Consider the following 17193-nt stretch of genomic DNA (forward strand, 5'->3'; position numbering starts at 1 on the left):
ATAGACTTGATCCATGGCCCCCTCGATGCGCTACCTCATCGTGCGCACCCTCCTCTTCCTCCTGCCGTTCGCCGTGCTGATGATCGCGCGGGTCGAGTGGTGGCTCGCGCTGCTGGTCTCGCTCGCGTTCGCCTTCGCCGCCTCGATCGTGTTCTTCCCGCGGCTGCGCGAGGAGGCCGCCGCCGACCTGCAGCGGATGCGCGAGGGCCGCAAGCGCGTCGGCGCCGGCCCCGACGACGCCGACGTCGAGGATGCGGCGCTGCACGCGGGAGACGCCGGGCACGAGGCTCGTGCCGACAGCGGGCGGGAGCCGGGCGACGAGGCCGGTGGGGAGCCGGGCGAGCCGGACGCGCAGGACGACCGCGACGCATCCGCCCGCCCGTAGCCCGACGAGCGAGCCGGGCGGCGCTCAGGCGATGACGAAGCCCGCCGGTCCGCCCCAGATCGCCACGGCGAGCCCGACGCCGTAGAGCAGCGCCGTGAGGCCGGTGAGGCCGAGCGCCGTGATGAGGTCGCGGGGGGTGCGCGCCATGACGACGATCACCATCGCGGGGCCCGCGATGAGCAGCACGGCGAAGACCGCGACGCCGTAGACGAGCGCGAACGAGTAGATCCACAGCACGACGAACGGCACGAGCATCAGCAGCACGTAGAGCGCCTTCGACGCGCGGCGGCCGATGAGGGTCGCGAGGCTGCGCTTGCCGGCGGCGCGGTCGGTCTCGATGTCGCGCAGGTTGTTGCACAGCATGAGCGCTGCGGAGATCGCGCCGATCGCGATGCCGAGCGCGACCGAGTCCTCGGTGACGCGGCCGAGCATCGCGTAGACGGTGCCGATGACGGCGACCGGCCCGAAGAACAGGAAGGCCATGAGCTCGCCGAGCGCGTAGTAGCCGTACGGCCGCTTGCCGCCCGTGTAGCCCCACGCGGCGGCGATGCAGACGACGCCGACGAGCAGCAGCCACCAGCGGCCCGAGAGCAGCACGACCGCGAGGCCTGCAACGGCGCCTGCGGCGAGGAAGGCGATCGCGACGTTCCGCACGGTGCGCGGCGCGGCCTTGCCGGCGCCGATGAGGCGGCCGGGGCCGACGCGCACCGCATCCGTGCCCCGCACCCCGTCGGAGTAGTCGTTGGCGAAGTTCACGCCGATCTGCAGGAAGACCGCGAGCGCGAGGCACGCGAGCGCGATGCCCAGGTGGTAGCCCTCGGCGTTGAACGCGGCGGCGGTGCCGAGCGCGACGGGGGCGATCGCCATGCCGAGGGTGCGGGGGCGGGATGCGGCGATCCAGTCGCGCGCGGTCGCGGGCCGGGGGGCGGTGCCCTCCTGCTGCGCGCGCTTGGCTGGGTTGCCGGAACGTGAGGAGGCCATCGCCTCGATGGTAGCCGCCGGGCGGCCGGGGCCGCCGCTCGTCTGCAGCTCGCGCGACCACCGGGCTCAACGGCCATGCGGCGCGGATGTGCACGGCACGTGCACATGCGTCGCGCATGGCCGTTGGGTGCTGGAGGTTCGGTCGTCAGTGGAAGAGGCCGCGGCGGCGGCGCTCCTGCGTGCGGCTCGCGACGAGCCGCGCGAGGCGCTTCCGGTCGGGCTTGCCGGATGCGGTGGTCGGCATCACCGACACCGTCACGAGGTGGTTGGGCCGGGCGGGCTTGCCGAGGGCGTTCGCGACCGCCGCGCGGATCTCGGCGAGCGACGGCTTGAGCGTCGTCACGACCGCCGGCACCTCGCCCCACTCGGGATGCGGTGCCGCGACGACCACGGCGTCCGGGGCGAACACCTGCACGACGTGCTCGATCGCCGCGAGCGAGATCTTGATGCCGCCGGAGTTGATGACGTCGTCGATGCGGCCCGAGACCTGCAGGGTGCCGCCGATGAGGCTCCCCGCATCGCCCGTCTTGTACCAGCGGGTGCCGGTGCCGTCGGTGTGGAAGCGCTGCGCCGTGAGCGCGGGATCGTCGTAGCCGTCGGCGAGCTGCGGGCCCGAGATCTCGATCTGGTCGGTGAGGCGCACCTTGACGTCGCGCAGCGGCTTCCCGTCCCACACGCATCCGCCGACCGTTTCGGTCGCGCCGTACGTGCGCGTGATGCGCCAGCCGAGCCGCGCCGCCCGCTCGATGAGGCCGAACGGGGCGCGCTGGCCGCCGAGCAGGATGCGGTCGAGGCGCGCGACGGGGCCGATGAACGAGCGGTCGAGCATCGCCGCGTCGACGAGCCGCGCGAGCTGCGTGGGCACGAGCGAGGTGTACTTCCGCTCGTGCTCGAGGCTCTGCACCGCCTCGACGAACGCCTCGGCCGTGAAGGCCCCCTCGGTGCGCACGAGCGGCGCGCCGCTCACCTCGTTGCGCCAGATCACGTTGAGGCCAGCGATGTAGTGGTCGGGCAGCGCGAGCACCCACTGGCCGGCGCCGCCGAGCCGCTCGATCGCGGCGTGGGTCGACGCCTGGATCGCCTCGTCCGACAGGATCACCCGCTTGGGCACGCCGCTGGAACCGCTCGTCTCGACGACGGTCGTCATGGGCGCCTCCTTCGCGGTGTCAGTCTCTCGGTCTCAGTGGTGCTGGTCTCAGTCGTGCCGTTCTCAGTAGTGCCGGTCTCAGTAGTGCCACGGATAGGGCGACCAGTCGGGCTCGCGCTTCTCGAGGAACGAGTCGCGCCCCTCGACCGCCTCGTCGGTGCCGTACGCGAGCCGCGTCGCCTCGCCCGCGAAGATCTGCTGCCCGACGAGCCCGTCGTCGACCGCGTTGAAGGCGAACTTCAGCATGCGGATCGCGGTCGGGCTCTTCGTGAGGATCTCGCGCGCCCAGTCGAGCGCGGTCTCCTCGAGCTCGGCATGGGGCACGGATGCGTTGATCGCGCCCGCCTCGAGCGCGCGGTCGGCGCTGTACTCGCGCGCGAGGAAGAACACCTCGCGCGCGAACTTCTGCCCCGTCTGGCGCGCCATGTACGCGCTGCCGTAGCCGGCGTCGAACGACCCGACATCCGCATCCGTCTGCTTGAAGCGCGCGTGCTCGCGGCTCGCGATCGTGAGGTCGCAGACCACGTGCAGCGAGTGGCCGCCGCCGGCCGCCCAGCCGGGCACGACGGCGATGACGACCTTGGGCATGAAGCGGATGAGGCGCTGGACCTCGAGGATGTGCAGGCGGCCGGAGCGCGCCGGGTCGATCGCCTCGGCCGTCTCGCCGTCGGCGTAGCGGTAGCCGTCGCGGCCGCGGATGCGCTGGTCGCCGCCCGAGCAGAAGGCCCAGCCGCCGTCCTTGGGGCTCGGGCCGTTGCCGGTGAGCAGCACGACGCCGACGCGGCTGTCCTGCCGGGCGGCGTCGAGCGCGCGGTAGAGCTCGTCGACGGTGTGCGGCCGGAAGGCGTTGCGCACCTCGGGCCGGTCGAAGGCGATGCGCGCGATGCGGCCGTCGCGCGAGCGGTGCACGGTGATGTCGTCGAACCCGGGCTCGGCATCGCCCCACTGGGCGGGGTCGAACAGGGGCGAGATCGTCACGCGGCCAGCCTAGCGAGCCGCGCGTGCGCGCGGGCTGGTCATGGCCGAGCCGCGGACGCGGCGCTGCGCGTGGGGCACCGGTCAGTCAGTGGGCGGGGCTGGGCAGGGCTCGGTCGGGGTCGAGAACGAGCCGATCGAGGAGCACAGCCACTGCTGGGCGGCGCCCGTGTCGCCGAGCTCAGCGCGCACCATGACGTCGAACCACTGCTCGCTCTGGCCGGTGCTCGTGGCGACCTGGGCCATCAGATCGATCGAGCGCTCGCCGACGTTGCTGATGTACACGTTCGGCGTCCGCACATCCGCGCCCGCAGGGACGGGGCAGTCGAGCGCGCGCTGACATACCTCCGCGAGCTCGGCGACCATCGTGTTCACCGCTGCCGCGACATCGGGCACGAGCACCGCTTCGACGTACGCCATCGTCTGGCTCGCGGGATCCCCGTCGACGACGAACGGCTCGCCGCGCACCTGCACCACGGGGCCGGTCTGCCGGTCGAAGGAGTACCGGGCCGGGTAGAGGTGCACGCCGCCGCGCGGCAGCTCGAAGCCGCCGATCGCGGCGACCGCGTTCGAGAACATGCCGATGTCGAGCGGCTCGGCGAGCGGCGTCGTGAGGCGCCACTCGCCGAAGACGCGTTCGGCGCTCAGCGAGCGCGCGTGCTCCTCGCCGAGGAGGGTGAACGCGACCTCGACGAGGCCGGCGTCGCCGTCGATGTGCACGAGCCGCACCGCGGCATCCTCGATCCGATCGGCCGACTGCAGCACCGCATCCGTCGCCGTCTCGGCGCGCTGCGGCAGCGGCACCATCGCGGTCGCCTCGGCTGCGCGGCCCTCGGCGATCGCGGCGAGGTAGTCGGCCGCGACCGTGCGCAGGCTCTCGGTGTCGGCCGCGGCGGCACGGCGCTCGACGAGCTGCAGCGCGCCCGGGAGCGCCGCACCGAGCAGCGCACCGATGACGCCGGCGGCGATGAGGCGCCGCCAGCCCGCTCTGACGGGGCGCGGGGCCTCGAGGCGGTCGGATGCGCCGGGCTCGGCCGTGTGCGCGGGGCGCTCCGTCGCCGGCTGCGCCGGCTCGGGGCGCGGGGGCGCAGACACCTCGGCGGGCATCTCGAACTCGGGCATCGTCGGCACGCGCACATCATCCCGCGACTCGCGGGCCGCGTGCGCGGCGGATCTGCATCGTTGCGGGATCGATGCGCGAGGCTCGGCGGGCGGGTCGCGCGCGGCTCGCGTCGCGCGAGCGTGCTGGCGCTCGGACCGAGCGGCGACGCGGGACCTGCCTGGAACTCAGAGCGTGCACCGACGCGGGGCCCGCGTGGCGCTCAGAGCGTGCAGGCGTGGAGCTCGTCGGCCCCGCCGCCCGGCTCGGCGCACAGCCACTCGGAGGGCGCGCCGTCGTCGCCGAGCACCGCGCGCAGCCGCACGTCGAACCAGCGGGTGTCCGCTCCGTCGAGCGCCATGATCGGCACCGCGAGATCGATCGCGCCCGACGCCGCGTCGACGTCGACAGGGTAGGGCTCGCCGACCGGCACGAGCCGCAGCCCGTGCGCGACCGGGCAGCGCGAGCGCATCTGGCAGTCGGCGACGGTGTCGAGCGCGAGCTCGGTCGCGAAGTCTCGGATCACCGGCACGACGCCCGCGGTGACGTACGGCAGGGTCGGCGTGCGCGGGTCGCCGTCGACGACGAACTCGTCGCCGCCCGAGAGGAAGAACGGGCCCGAGAACGCATCCACCCGGTACGCGCCCGGGTAGAGCAGCACCGGCTGGCCGCCGTCGAGCGGCACCCCTGCGACGAGCACCCGCCCGATCGGCTCGGTGAAGGTGACGTCGGCCACCTCGGCGAGCGTCGTGCGCAGCCGCCACGCGCCGTCGACGAGCTCGGCCTCGAGCGAGCGGAACACCTCGAAGCCGCCCACCCGGTAGCGCACATCCGCCGTGCCGTGCGTGCCGGCGACCTGCACGAGCTGGACCGAGGGGTCGGTGATGGGATCGGCCGACTGCAGCACCGCATCCGGCGCCACCCTGCCGCTCGCCACCGGCGAGAGCTCGGTCGCGACGCCCGCGCGGCCCGTGCTGATCGCGGCGAGGTACTCGGTCGCCACCGAGCGCAGCGCCGCGACCTGCGCCGCGGCTCCCGAGCGGCCGGACGCCTCGACGGCGGCAGGGATGGCGACCCCGACGAGCACGCCGACGAGGCCCGCGACCATCAGCTGGCGCCAGCTGAAGCGGCGGCGGATGCGCGGCGCGGGATCGAGGGGGTCGCCCGGGGCGTCGGCGGGGTCGCCGTCGGCGTCGGCGTCGGCGGTCGTCGGCGCGGGATCGTCCGGCGGCCGGACGGCATCCTCCGCCAGGCGCGGCATCGCGAATTCCGGCATCGGCGACGACACATCGCCATTGTCCCGCCGGCGCCGGGGCCGCGGTAGCCCCCGGATCGCGCGCGCCGACCGGAGTCAGACGGGGGTGGAGAGCGCCTCGAGGAAGCCGAAGCCGAACGACGTCGCTGCGCCGAACAGCACGAGCAGCCCGATGCCGAGCGCGGCGCCGAAGACACCCGTGCGCCGGCCGCCCGGGGTCGTCGCGCCTGCGATGCCGCACGCGATGCCCGCGAGCGAGACGAGCACGGCGACGCCGGTGATGACGATCAGCAGCGCGAGCTCGCCCGGCCGCGGGGCGAAGAGGTAGCTGAACTGCTGCACGAGCGCGATCACCTGCAGCACCGCGGCGGCGAGCAGCAGCCACAGCGACATCGGGCCGAGGCGCGCGCGACGGCGGTGCATCGGCGACGGCGCGGGGGCGGTTCGGGAGGGCCGGGCCTCCGGCTCGGCGTGCAGGAGGTCTTCGATCACCCGCCGATGCTACGAGCGGGGCGGGGGCTGCGCCGTGAGGCGCGCCACTGCATCCGCTACCGCAGGAACCCGAGCGCGAAGCCGATGATGAGGAACACGACGGGGTTGGAGATGACGAGCAGGCCGCCGGCGATCGCCGCCATCGTGAGGTTGGCGGTGCCGCGCCGGGCCGCGGCGGTGATCGAGAAGGCGAGCGCGAGCAGCGTGATGATGCCCCACACCGGCAGCAGCCACACCACGAGGGCGTCGAGCTCGGCCCACGAGACCGCCATGCCGATGAGGAAGCACGCGCCGCACAGCACCGCGCCGGCGAGCCCGAGCACGCCCCAGACGGGGTTGCGGTTGCGGGTGGCGCCGCGCGTGTCGATCACCCAGGGCAGCTCGGTCACGCCTCGATTGTGGCGCATGGCGGCGAGCGCGCGTGCGAGCATGGGCGCGTGGACCTCGCCTTCGAGCGGCTCGCCGACCGCATGCACGTCGTCTCGCTGCCGCTCGCGACCCGCTTCCGCGGCGTCGACGTGCGCGAGGTGGCGCTGCTGTCGGGCGACGCCGGCTGGGGCGAGTGGAGCCCGTTCCTCGAGTACGGGCCCGAGGAGGCGGCGCGCTGGCTCGCCGCGGCCATCGAGGACGCATCGCTCGAGCGGCCGCCGCTCGAGCGCTCGCGGGTGCCCGTGAACGCGACGCTGCCCGCGGTGGCGCCCGACGCGGTCGCGGGGGTGCTCGCCCGCTACGACGGCTGCCGCACGGTGAAGGTGAAGGTCGCCGAGCGCGGGCAGACGCTCGCCGACGACGTCGCGCGGGTCGCCGAGGTGCGGGCCCTGCTGCCGGATGCGCGGATCCGGGTCGACGCGAACGGCGGGTGGGGCGTCGACGAGGCCGAGACCGCCGTGCGCGCGCTCGAGCGCTTCGACCTCGAGTACGTCGAGCAGCCGTGCGCGACGGTGCCGGAGCTCGCCGAGCTGCGCTCGCGCGTGCACCGGCTCGCGATCCCGATCGCGGCCGACGAGTCGGTGCGGAAGGCGACCGACCCGCTCGCGGTCGCCCGCGCCGGCGCCGCCGACGTCGTGGTTGTGAAGGCGCAGCCCCTCGGCGGGGTGCGGGCGGCGCTCGCGGTGGTCGCGGAAGCCGGCCTGCCCGCGGTCGTCTCGAGCGCGCTCGACTCGTCGGTCGGGCTCTCGATGGGCGCGGCGCTCGCCGGCGCGCTGCCCGAGCTGCCCTACGACTGCGGGCTCGGCACGGGCGCGCTCCTCGCGGCGGACGTCGCCGAGCCGCTCGTGCCGGTCGACGGCTCGATCCCCGCCGTCCGCGTTGCGCCCGACCCCGCGCTGCTCGCGGCGCACGCTGCGCCTCCCGAGCGCGTCGCCCACTGGCGCGCCCGCCTCGCCGCTTGCCTCCCCCACCTCTGACCCGCTACTCAACGGCTATCCGCGACCGATGTGCACGCACCGCGCACATCGGTCGCGGATGGCCGTTGAAGGCGCTTTCCACAGGAGGCGCCGGCGCGGCCGCGCACGGCGGCGCGCATCGGCACCCTGCACCCGTGGACTTCCTCGACTGGCTCCGCTCCAACGGCGGACTCTGCAGCATCGAACGCGCGCTCGACCGCACCACTCGCGAGCACCTCGACAGCCTCTGGGGCAGCGTGATCTGGGCGCCGCTGCGCGGCTGGGTCGCCCTCGTCGGCGTCGTCGACGACCGCACCCGCGCATTGCGGCTCGGCGGGCTGCTGAGCTGCGTCTCGGCGCTTGCCGCCTCCGACATCTGGGTGCCGCCCGACGACCGTCTCCACGTGCGCATCCGGCGCAGCACGAACTCCGCTCGAGTCGACGCCACGCAGGAGGACGGCGAGGTCGTGTCGCACCGACTCCTGCGGGGCCGCCACGAGCCTCGTCCGCCGCTCGGCACCGACGACCTGATCACCGCGCTCGCGGTCGCGGCGCGCTGCGTCGAGGCGCTCGACCTGGTGACGATGGCGGGCGACGCTCTCGCGAAGCGGCGCATCACACGAGCGGCCCTGCATCGCCTCGCCCGCACGCTGCCCGCTCGCCTCTGCACGGCCCTGCTCGCGGTGACGGGCGCGTCGGAGAGCTGCAGCGAGGCACGGTTCGCCGAGCTGCTGCGCAGAGCACGTATCCGCTTCCAGCAGCAGGTGCAGGTGCTGCCCGGGATCCGCGTCGACTTCCTGATCGGCAGGCGGCTGATCGTCGAGTGCGATTCCCGCGCGTGGCACGGCGGGAACGTGCACTACGAGCGGGATCGGCGCCGAGACGCGCAGTTGAGCGCGGCAGGCTACGTCGTCGTGCGCGTGTCGTACCAGCAGGTGATGGACGAGGGTGCCGCGGTCATCGCGCAGGTGCGGCGGCTGCTGCGCAGTCGCGCGGACCGGTGACCTCCGATCTCAACGGCCATTGCGCGCGGATGTGCACGTCACGTGCACATCCGCGCCGCATGGCCGTTGAGCCTCAGAGGCCGCTGTAGGCGTGGAGGCCGGCGAAGAACTGGTTGACGATCGTGAAGTTGAAGATGATCGCGACGAAGCCGATGATCTGCAGCCACGCCGAGCGCGAGCCGCGCCAGCCGCGCGTCGCGCGGGCGTGGATGTAGCCGGCGTAGACCACCCAGATGACGAAGGTCCACACCTCCTTCGTGTCCCAGCCCCAGTAGCGGCCCCACGCGTGCTCGGCCCAGATGGCGCCGGCGATGAGCGTGAACGTCCAGAAGATGAAGCCGATCACCCCGACGCGGTACGCGAGGTCCTCGAGCTGCACCGGCGCGGGCAGCGAGCGCAGGAAGCCGTTGTCGCGCCGCTCCTTGATGAGCTGCAGGATGCTCAGGCCCGTGCCGAGGCCGAACAGGCCGGTCGCGAGCGTGGCGACGAAGACGTGGATGACGAGCCAGTACGACTGCAGCGCCGGCGGCAGCGGGGTCGGCGCGACGTAGTAGTTGACGGTCGCGACGCCGAGGAAGACCGTCGCGAGGCCGCTGAAGAAGACGCCGAGGAAGTTGAGGTCCTTCCACAGCCGCGACACCACGAAGACGCCGACGATCACGGCGACGCCGGTGAGCGCGAACTCGTACATGTTCGACCACGGCACCCGGCCCGCCGCGACGCCGCGCAGCACGGTGCCGGCGAGGTGCAGCAGCCACGCGATGACGATGAGCGTGAAGCCGATGCGCGCGCCGCGGCCGGGCTTGGCCGGGGCGACGGATGCGGGCTGCGATGCGGGCGCTGATGCGTCGGGCCTGGAAGCCAGCGCCGGCGCACCGGCGCCGACGAGCTCGCGTGCCTCAGCGGGCGCGGGCCGCGCGGCCGATCGGCGCGCGACGTCGACGGCGTAGGCGATGAACGACAGCGTGTAGACCGCCATCGCCGAGTAGACGAGCAGCAGCGAGATGGAGTCGAGTTCGGCCACGGGCATTGCTCAATCGTACTCTCGGGTCACTCGCGCCCGGCGGCGCGATCCGCCGCGGGATCCGCTGCCGAGTCCGCGGTCGAGTCGGCGGTCGCAGAGGCGTCGGCGTCGGCGCCGGCATCGGCGTCGCCGCCGTCCTCCCGCAGCCGCTTCGCGAGATCGTCGACGGCGCGCTCGAGCGTCGGGTCCTCGCCGCGCGCGAGCCCGGCGAGCTCGAGCCGCCCGCCCGCGACCTTCACCCACATGCGGCGGCGCGGCACGAGCAGCGACGCGAGCAGCGACACGAGCAGCACGAGCGCGATCCAGAACACCGGCGTCTGCGTGTGGTCGACGTGCACGTCGATCACGCCGTAGCGGCGCACCTCCTCGAACGTGATCGTGCCGAGGCCGCCGGGGATGTCGACGGTCTGCCCGGGCACGAGCACGAGCGCGTCGGTGCCCGACTCGCCGCCGGCGATCTGCGTCATGTCGTCGGTCTCGAGCGAGTACACCGAGCGCGGGATGCCGGCGTCGAGCCCGAGGTCGCCCGTGAACGCCTGGAGCGAGAGCACGGGGTTCGCGAGATCGGGGTAGCCCGAGGCGAGCGCGCCCGTCTCGAGCTCGACCGCGGTCGGGTAGAAGAAGCCGCGCAGCCCCAGCTGCTCGTCGAGCCCGTCGGGCAGCTTCATCACCCCGAGGCTCGTCATCAGGTCGTCCTGCGCGAGGAACGGGGTGAACTCGTCGTAGACGACCTCGCCGGAGGGGTCGCGCACCGAGATGCGCGGCGCGTAGCCGTTCGAGATGAGGTAGAGGTCGGCGCCCGCGACGCCCAGCGGCTCGTTGACCTTGATCTGCGCGTCGCTCTGCTCGCCCCGGTCGTTGACCGACACGTGCGCGGTGAAGTCGATCGGCGCGCCGACCGCGTTCGGGTTCTCGGTCTCGTAGACGACGTCGAGCCGGTCGAGCTGCACCGAGAAGGGCTCGAGCGCAGCGTCGTCGAACCACTGCCCCGAAGAGAACGTGTCGTAGGAGGAGAGGGCGTTCGCGAACCCGCGCCCCTCGACGACGAGCCGCTGGCCGTTGTAGCCGAAGCCGGATCCGAGCCCGACGACGAGGATCATCGCGAGCATCGCGATGTGGAACAGCAGGTTGCCCGTCTCGCGCAGGTAGCCGCGCTCGGCCGAGATCGACTCGCCGTAGCGCACGGTGCGGTAGCCGAGGCGCCGCAGCACGCGCTCCGCGCGGTCGAGGTCGGATGCGTCGCCCGGCACGGTCTGGAACCCGACGAGCCGCGACAGCCGCGCCGGGGTGCGCGGCGGCTGCGCGCGCATGGCGCGCCAGTGGTGCGCGAGGCGCGGGATGACGCATCCGACGAGCGACGTGAACAGCAGGATGTAGATCGCCGAGAACCACGGGCTCGAGTAGACGTCGTGGAGCGACAGCGCGTCGTAGAGCCACACGAGGTCGGGGTTGTCGGCGCGCACCTGGATGACGCCGTTGGGGTCGCTCGAGCGCTGCGGCACGAGGCTGCCGGGGATCGCGCCGACCGCGAGCAGCAGGAGGAGCACGATCGCGGTGCGCATCGACGTGAGCTGGCGCCACAGGAAGCGCAGCCAGCCGGCGAGCCCGAGCTTCGAGCCTCCCGGCGCGGGCGGCGCAGGCGCGGGTGCGTCGATGTGGTCGCCCGGCCGCAGCGGGTCGGATGCGGTGGCTTCGGCGCTAGATGACGGTGACAACGGAGGCGATCCAACCCTGGAGCGATTGCATGATGGCGTTCCACGCGCCGGTCACCATGAGCACGCCCATGGCGATGAGCATGGCGCCGCCGGCGATGTTGATGGCGCGGATGTGGCGGCGCATCCACGCGACGGCGCCGCCCGCCCAGCCGAGGCCGAGCGCGATGAGGAGGAAGGGGATGCCGAGGCCGAGCGCGTAGGCGAAGCCGAGCACGGCGCCCTGCCACGCGCTGCCGGTCGTGACGGTGAGCGCGCCGATCGCGGCGAGCGTCGGCCCCGAGCACGGGGTCCAGCCGAGCGCGAAGACGACGCCGACGAGCGGCGCGGTCCACATGCCGCCGGAGCGCACCTGCTGCGGCTTCCAGATGCGCTGCAGGAACGAGAACTGCCCGACGAACACGAGCCCGAGCACGATGAGCACGGCGCCGAGCACCTGCACGAGCGTGTCGGCGTGCTGCAGCAGGAACGAGCTGACCACGCCGACGACGGCGCTGCCGAGCACGAACACGAGCGTGAAGCCGGCGACGAAGAGCGCGACGCCGGCCACGAGGCGGCCGCGGCCGCCGCCCTCGCCCACGAGCGAGCCCATGAGGCCGAGGTAGCCGGGCACGAGGGGCAGGATGCACGGGCTCGCGAACGAGACGAGGCCGGCGAGGATCGCGATCGGCACGGAGACCAGCAGCTGCCCGCTCATCACCGCACCGGCCGGGTCGAAGGCGGCGAGCGGCGCGAGCGTCGCGAGGGCTGCGGCGTTCACCGCTCGAGCTCCTCCCGCAGCAGCGTCGACAGGATGCTCGTGTCGGTCACGGCGCCCGAGACGCGCGCCGCGACGCGGCCCTCGGCGTCGAGCACGATGGTCGAGGGCACGGCGTTCGGCGCGACGATGCCGGTGAACGCGAGCTGCGCCTCGGCGGTCTCGTCGTCGAGGATCGACGGGTAGTCGATGCCGAACTGCTCCTCGAAGGCGAGCGCCTGCGCGGCGCCGTCGCGCACGTTGACGCCGAGGAAGTCGACGCGGTCGCCGAACTCGGCGTGCAGCTCGGCGAGCACGGGCGCCTCGACGCGGCACGGCGGGCACGCGGCGTACCAGAAGTTGACGAGCGTGACGCCGTCGAGCGAGGCGGAGTCGAACTCGCCGCCGGTCGCGAGCGGGCCGCTGAAGGCGGCGGGCGCGCCGCGCTCGGCGGGCGCGAACTCGGTGACGAAGCCGTCTCCCGCGATGTAGCCGGCGTCGCCGACCTGCCCCGCGACGCCGTCGGCCGACGCGCAGCCCGTGAGCACGAGCGCGACCATCGCCGCGGCACCGGCGGCGACCCGCCGCATCCGCCCGGTCACACGGCCCCCTGGTCGATCGCCGCGACCGAGGCGGCGGGCTCGGCGTAGCCGATCTCGGTGAAGTCGCCGCCCGAGCGGGTGAACGTCGTGATGGAGGAGAGCTGGCAGCGCCGCTTGCGCGGGTCGTGCCAGAGCCGCTGACCGGCGATGTCGAGGTGCGCCATCCAGATGGGCGACTGGTGGCTGACCATCACGATGTCGCCGTCGTCGCCCGACTCGTCGAGCTCATCCCACGCGTCCTCCATCGCGGCGCGCACGCGCTGCGCGATCGCCCGGTAGGGCTCGCCCCACGAGGGCTTGAAGGGGTTGCGCAGCAGCGGCCACGCGGAGGGGTGCCGGAGCGCGCCGCTCGCCTCGAAGGTCTTGCCCTCGAACGCGTTGGTGGGCTCGATGATGCGGTGCTCGGTGCGGATCTGGAGGCCGAACGCGTCGGCCCAGTGCTGCGCCGACTCCTGCGCGCGCTCGAGCGGGCTCGCGGCCAGGCGCACGACGGGACGCGCGGCGGGACCGCTCGCGAGGTGGGCGGCGGCGAGCTCGGCCATGCGGTGCCCGCGCTCCGAGAGGCGGTAACCCGGCAGCCGGCCGTAGAGCACGCCGCCGGGGTTGTGGACCTCGCCGTGGCGCACGAGATGGAGGCGACGAGCGGGCATGCCTGCAATCGTACCGAGCGTTCCTATGACTGCAGGGCGGGCCCGGAGCCCTTGCGCGACCGGGGCGCGACGCCCCGCCATGATGGTCTCGTGCCCCTGCTCGTGCCCCTCACCGTCGCGCTCGTCGTCGCGCTCGCGGCGACGATGCTGTGGGTGTGGGCGGGCTCGATCGCGCGGGTGCGGCACGGCATGGCGGTCGCGATCGCCGTCGCGCTGCTCGCGGCCGCCGGACTCGGGCTCATCGTGCTGGCGGAGACGACGGATGCGGTGCCCGCCTGGCCGGGATGGGCGCTGCTGATCGCCTCAGCCCTCGCGTTGCCAGCGGGGTGGGTCGCGCTCGCGCGCTGGGCGCCCAATCAGCGTCGATAGGATCGGGCCCATGACTCAGCGGACGCTCATCAAGGACCTCGCATCGCTCCCCGACGGACCCGTGCGGGTCTCCGGCTGGGTCGAGACGGTGCGCGACCAGAAGCGCGTGCAGTTCGTGATCCTGCGCGACGAGTCGGGCTCGGCGCAGCTCGTGAACCCCGTCAACGACGAGACCGCTGCGACCGCCGCGACGATCTCGGGCCTCATGCACGGCTCGTTCGTCTCGGTCGAGGGCGACCTCAAGGCCGACGAGCGCGTCAAGCTCGGCGGGCTCGAGGTGAAGGTGCGCGAGCTCACCGTCGAGTCGGTCGCGAAGGACTCCCCCATCGCCGACGACTCCTCCATCGACAAGCGCCTCGACTGGCGCTTCCTCGACCTGCGTCGCCCGGAGGCGCAGCTGATCTTCCGCGTGCAGACGACGATCGAGCACGCGATGCGCCAGCACTGGATCGACGAGGGCTTCATCGAGCTGCACACGCCCAAGCTCATGGCCACCGCCTCCGAGTCGCGCGCCGAGCTCTTCGAGGTGCCCTACTTCGACACGACCGCCTACCTCGCCCAGTCGCCCCAGCTGTTCAAGCAGATGGCGCAGTCGGCGGGCTTCGGCAAGATCTTCGAGATCGGCCCGGCGTTCCGCGCGGACCCCTCGTTCACGAGCCGCCACGCGACCGAGTTCACCTCGGTCGACAGCGAGATCTCCTGGATCGACTCGCACGAGGACGTCATGCAGCTGCACGAGACGCTGCTGACGAAGGCGCTCGCCGCCGTCGTCGAGCGCCACGGCGCCGAGATCCAGCAGCACTTCGGCATCGAGCTGCAGGTGCCCACGACGCCCTTCCCCCGCATCCCGCACGCCGAGGTCAAGGCCATCGTCGAGGCCCGCGGCCACCGCATCGAGCGCCAGGACGGCGACCTCGACCCCGAGGCCGAGCGGCAGATCTCGCAGCACGTCAAGGAGGAGCTCGGCCACGACTTCGTCTTCGTGACCGAGTACCCCTCGAGCGTGCGGCCCTTCTACCACCTGCGCCCCGAGGGCCGGCCCGAGGTGACGAACTCGTACGACCTGATCTACAACGGCGTCGAGATCTCCACCGGCGCGCAGCGCGAGCACCGCGTCGACGTGCTCGAGGCCCAGATCGCCGAGAAGGGCATGGACGCGGCCGAGCTCGAGGAGTACCTCGACTTCTTCCGCTACGGCGTGCCCCCGCACGGCGGCTTCGGCATGGGGCTCGCGCGCGTCGTGATGCTCATGCTCGGCCTGCACTCGATCCGCGAGTCGACGTACCTCTTCCGCGGCCCGACGCGCCTCACGCCGTAAGGCGCGAGCGGATGCGGTCGGCCAGCTTCGCCGGGTCGACCCGCCACGACGAGTGGGGCCGACCGTCGATGAGCACGACGGGGATGTCGTCGGCCCAGCGCGCCTCGAGCGCCGGGTCGTCGAGGATCGACACCTCGGTGAGCGTCACGCCCTCGAAGTCGCCGACGACGCGCTCGACGACCGGCCGCGCCTCGTCGCACAGGTGGCAGCCGGGCTTCGCGATGAGGGTGATCTCGACCATGCCGCCAGCCTAGGCCTGGCGCACGCGATCCCATCGCGCGGGCAGCGGCGCGAAGCCCGCCGAGCGGTAGGTGGCGACCGCCGCCGCGCGTGCGGCCTCGGTCGCCACCTGCGTGCTCGAGGCGCCGAGCTCGCGCAGCGCCGCGGCGGCCGCGAGGGTGATGGTGCGCCCGTGACCGCGACCGCGGTGGCGAGCGTGCACACCCATCGGCTCGATGAGCCCGGGGCGCCCCGCGCCGCACGACCACGCGACGATCCCGGCGGCCTCTGCGAGCCGCGCGTCGAGCAGCGCCCCGGAGGGCGCCTCCACCGACGCTCCGCCTGCGGGCAGCACGCCGCGCTCCGGCAGCGCGATGTCCTCGGTCATCGCGTCGGCGAGCGCCGCGTCCTGTCGCAGCGCCGGGGCGGTGGCCACGCGCAGCAGGTCGGCGCCGTCGAGCAGGCCGACGGCCACGATCCGGCCGTCCGCGCTCCACGTCCGCACCGCATCCGCGGTCGCCGCCGTGCCGAGGCGCAGGTGCCACCCCAGATCGCCCGGATGCAGCTGCAGCGGGTCGCCGGGCACCTGCCAGGTCGCGAGCGCCGCGAGCGCCGTCTCGAGTCCGCTGACGTCCGGCGTGCCGAGGTTGCAGCGCATGCCGCTACCCCAGCACACGCACCTGGACGCGCAGAGACCGAGCCGCCGCGGATGCGGGGCCCGGCCTCCGAGCAGATCGTGGCCGCGACCCGGGACGGGTCACGGCGCTGACGCTACTTGCGGTTGCGACGCTGGTGGCGCGTCTTGCGAAGCAGCTTGCGGTGCTTCTTCTTCGCCATGCGCTTGCGACGCTTCTTGACCACAGAACCCATCGAGGTTCCTCACTTCCGATTGAGATTGCTCGTAGACGCTGCGCGATCGGCTTCACCGGGACGGTGCGACATCAGCGCAGGGAAAACGCTCGGGACATGCTACCGGAACCCGAGCACCCGCCGCATGTCGGGCGTCCAGGGTCAGTCGAGCTCGGCGTCGTCCTCGGTGCGCGCGGGCCGCTCGGGACCGCCCGCGTCGCCCGCGATGGCGGGGCGCTCGGGCTCGCCCCCGCGCAGCTTGCCGCGGGCCTCGTCGAAGCGCTGCGAGGCGCGCGACTGCATGTCGTGCAGGCGGTCCTGCACCTCGTGGATGCGGTCCCGGGCCTCCTGCATCCGCTCCTGCAGGTCGTGCACGCTCTCGGCGGCGCGGCGCCCGAGGGAGGCGCCGACGGGCGCGGGGTGCTCGACGCGGTCGCCGATGCGGGCGAGGGCCTGCTCGGCGGCGACGCGCGCCTGCTCGGCGGCCTGCCGGGCCTGGTCCGCCGCGGCGCGCAGCGGCGCCTGCACGTTGACGCCGGCCCACGCGGCGAAGGCGGCGGCGCCGAGGCTCGCCTCCTCCTGCTCGCCGTCGGCGAAGATGAACGGCATGAGCCAGTCGTCGATCTGGTCGAAGGGCGAGAGCACGATCGCGTAGTAGCGGTGCTGGCCGTCCTCGCGCACCGTCACGAGCCCGGCGTCGCGCAGGGTGCGCAGGTGCTTCGAGACCGTCGGCTGGGGCACGCCGAGCGCCTCGACGATCTGGCTGACGCTGGCCTCGCCCGTCATGCTGCGGCGCTCGAGGAGCACGCTCAGGATGTCGCGTCGCGTGCTGTCCGCGATGACGCTGAAGATGTCGGCCATGTCGAAAGCATGCCAGCGCCGCGCGGGTGCGACAAACCGTGCCGGAGCGTCGCGGGCGGCTCGAAGGACTACGCTGGGCCCGTTCTGCGCGGTGGAGCTCACGCAGACCGCCCGACAAGGAGGCGCCGTC

At 73.4% G+C, this 17193-nt stretch carries 21 protein-coding genes; 5 read left to right on the forward strand and 16 right to left on the reverse strand.

What is annotated here, in order from left to right; all coding sequences use genetic code 11:
* The first annotated feature begins 13 nt into the window (after positions 1 to 13).
* Positions 14 to 385, forward strand: a complete 372-nt coding sequence (locus tag BLT67_RS05280; RefSeq protein ID WP_092666042.1) for a DUF4229 domain-containing protein — start codon at positions 14 to 16, stop codon at positions 383 to 385.
* A 24-nt stretch (positions 386 to 409) separates the two neighbouring features.
* On the opposite strand, the gene BLT67_RS05285 is transcribed toward BLT67_RS05280, so the two are convergent.
* The 7 genes from BLT67_RS05285 to BLT67_RS05315 all read right to left on the reverse strand — a co-directional run bounded on the left by BLT67_RS05285 (position 410) and on the right by BLT67_RS05315 (position 6723).
* Positions 410 to 1366, reverse strand: a complete 957-nt coding sequence (locus BLT67_RS05285) for a 1,4-dihydroxy-2-naphthoate polyprenyltransferase (protein ID WP_092666043.1) — start codon at positions 1364 to 1366, stop codon at positions 410 to 412.
* Between the two features lie 145 nt (positions 1367 to 1511).
* Complete coding sequence (locus tag BLT67_RS05290; RefSeq protein WP_092666044.1) at positions 1512 to 2513, reverse strand: AMP-binding protein; 1002 nt, start codon at positions 2511 to 2513, stop codon at positions 1512 to 1514.
* 78 nt (positions 2514 to 2591) lie between these two features.
* Positions 2592 to 3491 (reverse strand): 1,4-dihydroxy-2-naphthoyl-CoA synthase, encoded by a 900-nt coding sequence (locus BLT67_RS05295; RefSeq protein WP_092666045.1) that lies wholly within the window; start codon positions 3489 to 3491, stop codon positions 2592 to 2594.
* An 81-nt stretch (positions 3492 to 3572) separates the two neighbouring features.
* The gene (locus BLT67_RS05300) at positions 3573 to 4619 is read right to left on the reverse strand and encodes a hypothetical protein (protein ID WP_092666046.1); all 1047 of its coding nucleotides are present in this window, start codon (positions 4617 to 4619) and stop codon (positions 3573 to 3575) included.
* 191 nt (positions 4620 to 4810) lie between these two features.
* Complete coding sequence (locus BLT67_RS05305; RefSeq protein WP_157674196.1) at positions 4811 to 5848, reverse strand: hypothetical protein; 1038 nt, start codon at positions 5846 to 5848, stop codon at positions 4811 to 4813.
* 90 nt (positions 5849 to 5938) lie between these two features.
* Positions 5939 to 6334, reverse strand: coding sequence for a hypothetical protein (locus tag BLT67_RS05310; RefSeq protein WP_092666048.1), 396 nt, complete (start codon positions 6332 to 6334; stop codon positions 5939 to 5941).
* A 56-nt stretch (positions 6335 to 6390) separates the two neighbouring features.
* Positions 6391 to 6723, reverse strand: coding sequence for a hypothetical protein (locus BLT67_RS05315; protein ID WP_092666049.1), 333 nt, complete (start codon positions 6721 to 6723; stop codon positions 6391 to 6393).
* Positions 6724 to 6771: 48 nt separating this feature from the next.
* Between BLT67_RS05315 and BLT67_RS05320 the strand changes: the two genes are divergently transcribed.
* Positions 6772 to 7740, forward strand: coding sequence for an o-succinylbenzoate synthase (locus BLT67_RS05320; RefSeq protein WP_092666050.1), 969 nt, complete (start codon positions 6772 to 6774; stop codon positions 7738 to 7740).
* Between the two features lie 134 nt (positions 7741 to 7874).
* Positions 7875 to 8723 (forward strand): endonuclease domain-containing protein, encoded by an 849-nt coding sequence (locus BLT67_RS05325; RefSeq protein WP_092666051.1) that lies wholly within the window; start codon positions 7875 to 7877, stop codon positions 8721 to 8723.
* 73 nt (positions 8724 to 8796) lie between these two features.
* On the opposite strand, the gene ccsB is transcribed toward BLT67_RS05325, so the two are convergent.
* From ccsB to BLT67_RS05350, 5 genes are read right to left on the reverse strand one after another with little or no spacing between them, the layout of a single operon-like run.
* Positions 8797 to 9753: a c-type cytochrome biogenesis protein CcsB gene (gene ccsB / locus BLT67_RS05330; RefSeq protein ID WP_092666052.1), complete on the reverse strand. Its 957-nt coding sequence runs from the start codon at positions 9751 to 9753 to the stop codon at positions 8797 to 8799.
* A gap of 20 nt (positions 9754 to 9773) precedes the next feature.
* Positions 9774 to 11462: a cytochrome c biogenesis protein ResB gene (gene resB, locus BLT67_RS05335; protein WP_092666053.1), complete on the reverse strand. Its 1689-nt coding sequence runs from the start codon at positions 11460 to 11462 to the stop codon at positions 9774 to 9776.
* A complete protein-coding gene (locus tag BLT67_RS05340; RefSeq protein WP_092667542.1) occupies positions 11446 to 12156 on the reverse strand; it encodes a cytochrome c biogenesis CcdA family protein in 711 nt (236 codons plus the stop codon). The genes resB and BLT67_RS05340 overlap by 17 nt, the downstream gene beginning before the upstream one ends.
* 59 nt (positions 12157 to 12215) lie before the next feature.
* Complete coding sequence (locus tag BLT67_RS05345) at positions 12216 to 12797, reverse strand: TlpA family protein disulfide reductase (protein WP_231945597.1); 582 nt, start codon at positions 12795 to 12797, stop codon at positions 12216 to 12218.
* Positions 12794 to 13447, reverse strand: coding sequence for a histidine phosphatase family protein (locus tag BLT67_RS05350; protein ID WP_092666054.1), 654 nt, complete (start codon positions 13445 to 13447; stop codon positions 12794 to 12796). The genes BLT67_RS05345 and BLT67_RS05350 overlap by 4 nt, the downstream gene beginning before the upstream one ends.
* Before the next feature lie 90 nt (positions 13448 to 13537).
* On the opposite strand from BLT67_RS05350, the gene BLT67_RS05355 reads away from it, so the two are divergent.
* Positions 13538 to 13816, forward strand: coding sequence for a hypothetical protein (locus BLT67_RS05355; protein WP_092666055.1), 279 nt, complete (start codon positions 13538 to 13540; stop codon positions 13814 to 13816).
* 10 nt (positions 13817 to 13826) lie between these two features.
* Complete coding sequence (gene aspS / locus BLT67_RS05360) at positions 13827 to 15134, forward strand: aspartate--tRNA(Asn) ligase (protein WP_092666056.1); 1308 nt, start codon at positions 13827 to 13829, stop codon at positions 15132 to 15134.
* Here aspS and BLT67_RS05365 read toward each other — a convergent pair.
* From BLT67_RS05365 to BLT67_RS13830, 4 genes are all read right to left on the reverse strand, one after another.
* The gene (locus BLT67_RS05365; protein WP_092666057.1) at positions 15124 to 15375 is read right to left on the reverse strand and encodes a glutaredoxin family protein; all 252 of its coding nucleotides are present in this window, start codon (positions 15373 to 15375) and stop codon (positions 15124 to 15126) included. The two genes, aspS and BLT67_RS05365, sit on opposite strands and share 11 nt — an antisense overlap.
* Positions 15376 to 15384: 9 nt before the next feature.
* The gene (locus tag BLT67_RS05370) at positions 15385 to 16011 is read right to left on the reverse strand and encodes a GNAT family N-acetyltransferase (protein ID WP_092666058.1); all 627 of its coding nucleotides are present in this window, start codon (positions 16009 to 16011) and stop codon (positions 15385 to 15387) included.
* Between the two features lie 113 nt (positions 16012 to 16124).
* On the reverse strand, positions 16125 to 16223 hold the full coding sequence (locus tag BLT67_RS05375) for a 30S ribosomal protein bS22 (RefSeq protein ID WP_021011861.1): 99 nt from the start codon (positions 16221 to 16223) through the stop codon (positions 16125 to 16127).
* Positions 16224 to 16364: 141 nt separating this feature from the next.
* The gene (locus tag BLT67_RS13830; RefSeq protein ID WP_092666059.1) at positions 16365 to 17063 is read right to left on the reverse strand and encodes an ArsR/SmtB family transcription factor; all 699 of its coding nucleotides are present in this window, start codon (positions 17061 to 17063) and stop codon (positions 16365 to 16367) included.
* Positions 17064 to 17193: the final 130 nt, after the last annotated feature.

Source organism: Agrococcus carbonis (assembly GCF_900104705.1).
In the GTDB taxonomy this organism is placed as follows: Bacteria; Actinomycetota; Actinomycetes; order Actinomycetales; family Microbacteriaceae; genus Agrococcus; species Agrococcus carbonis.

Coding starts and splice junctions, on each gene's coding strand:
- BLT67_RS05340 (WP_092667542.1), bottom strand. CDS start 12,156: ATGAGCGGGCAGCTGCTGGTCTCCGTGCCGATCGCGATCCTCGCCGGC.
- BLT67_RS05375 (WP_021011861.1), bottom strand. CDS start 16,223: ATGGGTTCTGTGGTCAAGAAGCGTCGCAAGCGCATGGCGAAGAAGAAG.
- BLT67_RS05350 (WP_092666054.1), bottom strand. CDS start 13,447: ATGCCCGCTCGTCGCCTCCATCTCGTGCGCCACGGCGAGGTCCACAAC.
- BLT67_RS05370 (WP_092666058.1), bottom strand. CDS start 16,011: ATGCGCTGCAACCTCGGCACGCCGGACGTCAGCGGACTCGAGACGGCG.
- BLT67_RS05280 (WP_092666042.1), top strand. CDS start 14: ATGGCCCCCTCGATGCGCTACCTCATCGTGCGCACCCTCCTCTTCCTC.
- BLT67_RS05365 (WP_092666057.1), bottom strand. CDS start 15,375: ATGGTCGAGATCACCCTCATCGCGAAGCCCGGCTGCCACCTGTGCGAC.
- BLT67_RS05305 (WP_157674196.1), bottom strand. CDS start 5,848: ATGCCGCGCCTGGCGGAGGATGCCGTCCGGCCGCCGGACGATCCCGCG.
- ccsB (WP_092666052.1), bottom strand. CDS start 9,753: ATGCCCGTGGCCGAACTCGACTCCATCTCGCTGCTGCTCGTCTACTCG.
- BLT67_RS05290 (WP_092666044.1), bottom strand. CDS start 2,513: ATGACGACCGTCGTCGAGACGAGCGGTTCCAGCGGCGTGCCCAAGCGG.
- BLT67_RS05285 (WP_092666043.1), bottom strand. CDS start 1,366: ATGGCCTCCTCACGTTCCGGCAACCCAGCCAAGCGCGCGCAGCAGGAG.
- BLT67_RS13830 (WP_092666059.1), bottom strand. CDS start 17,063: ATGGCCGACATCTTCAGCGTCATCGCGGACAGCACGCGACGCGACATC.
- aspS (WP_092666056.1), top strand. CDS start 13,827: ATGACTCAGCGGACGCTCATCAAGGACCTCGCATCGCTCCCCGACGGA.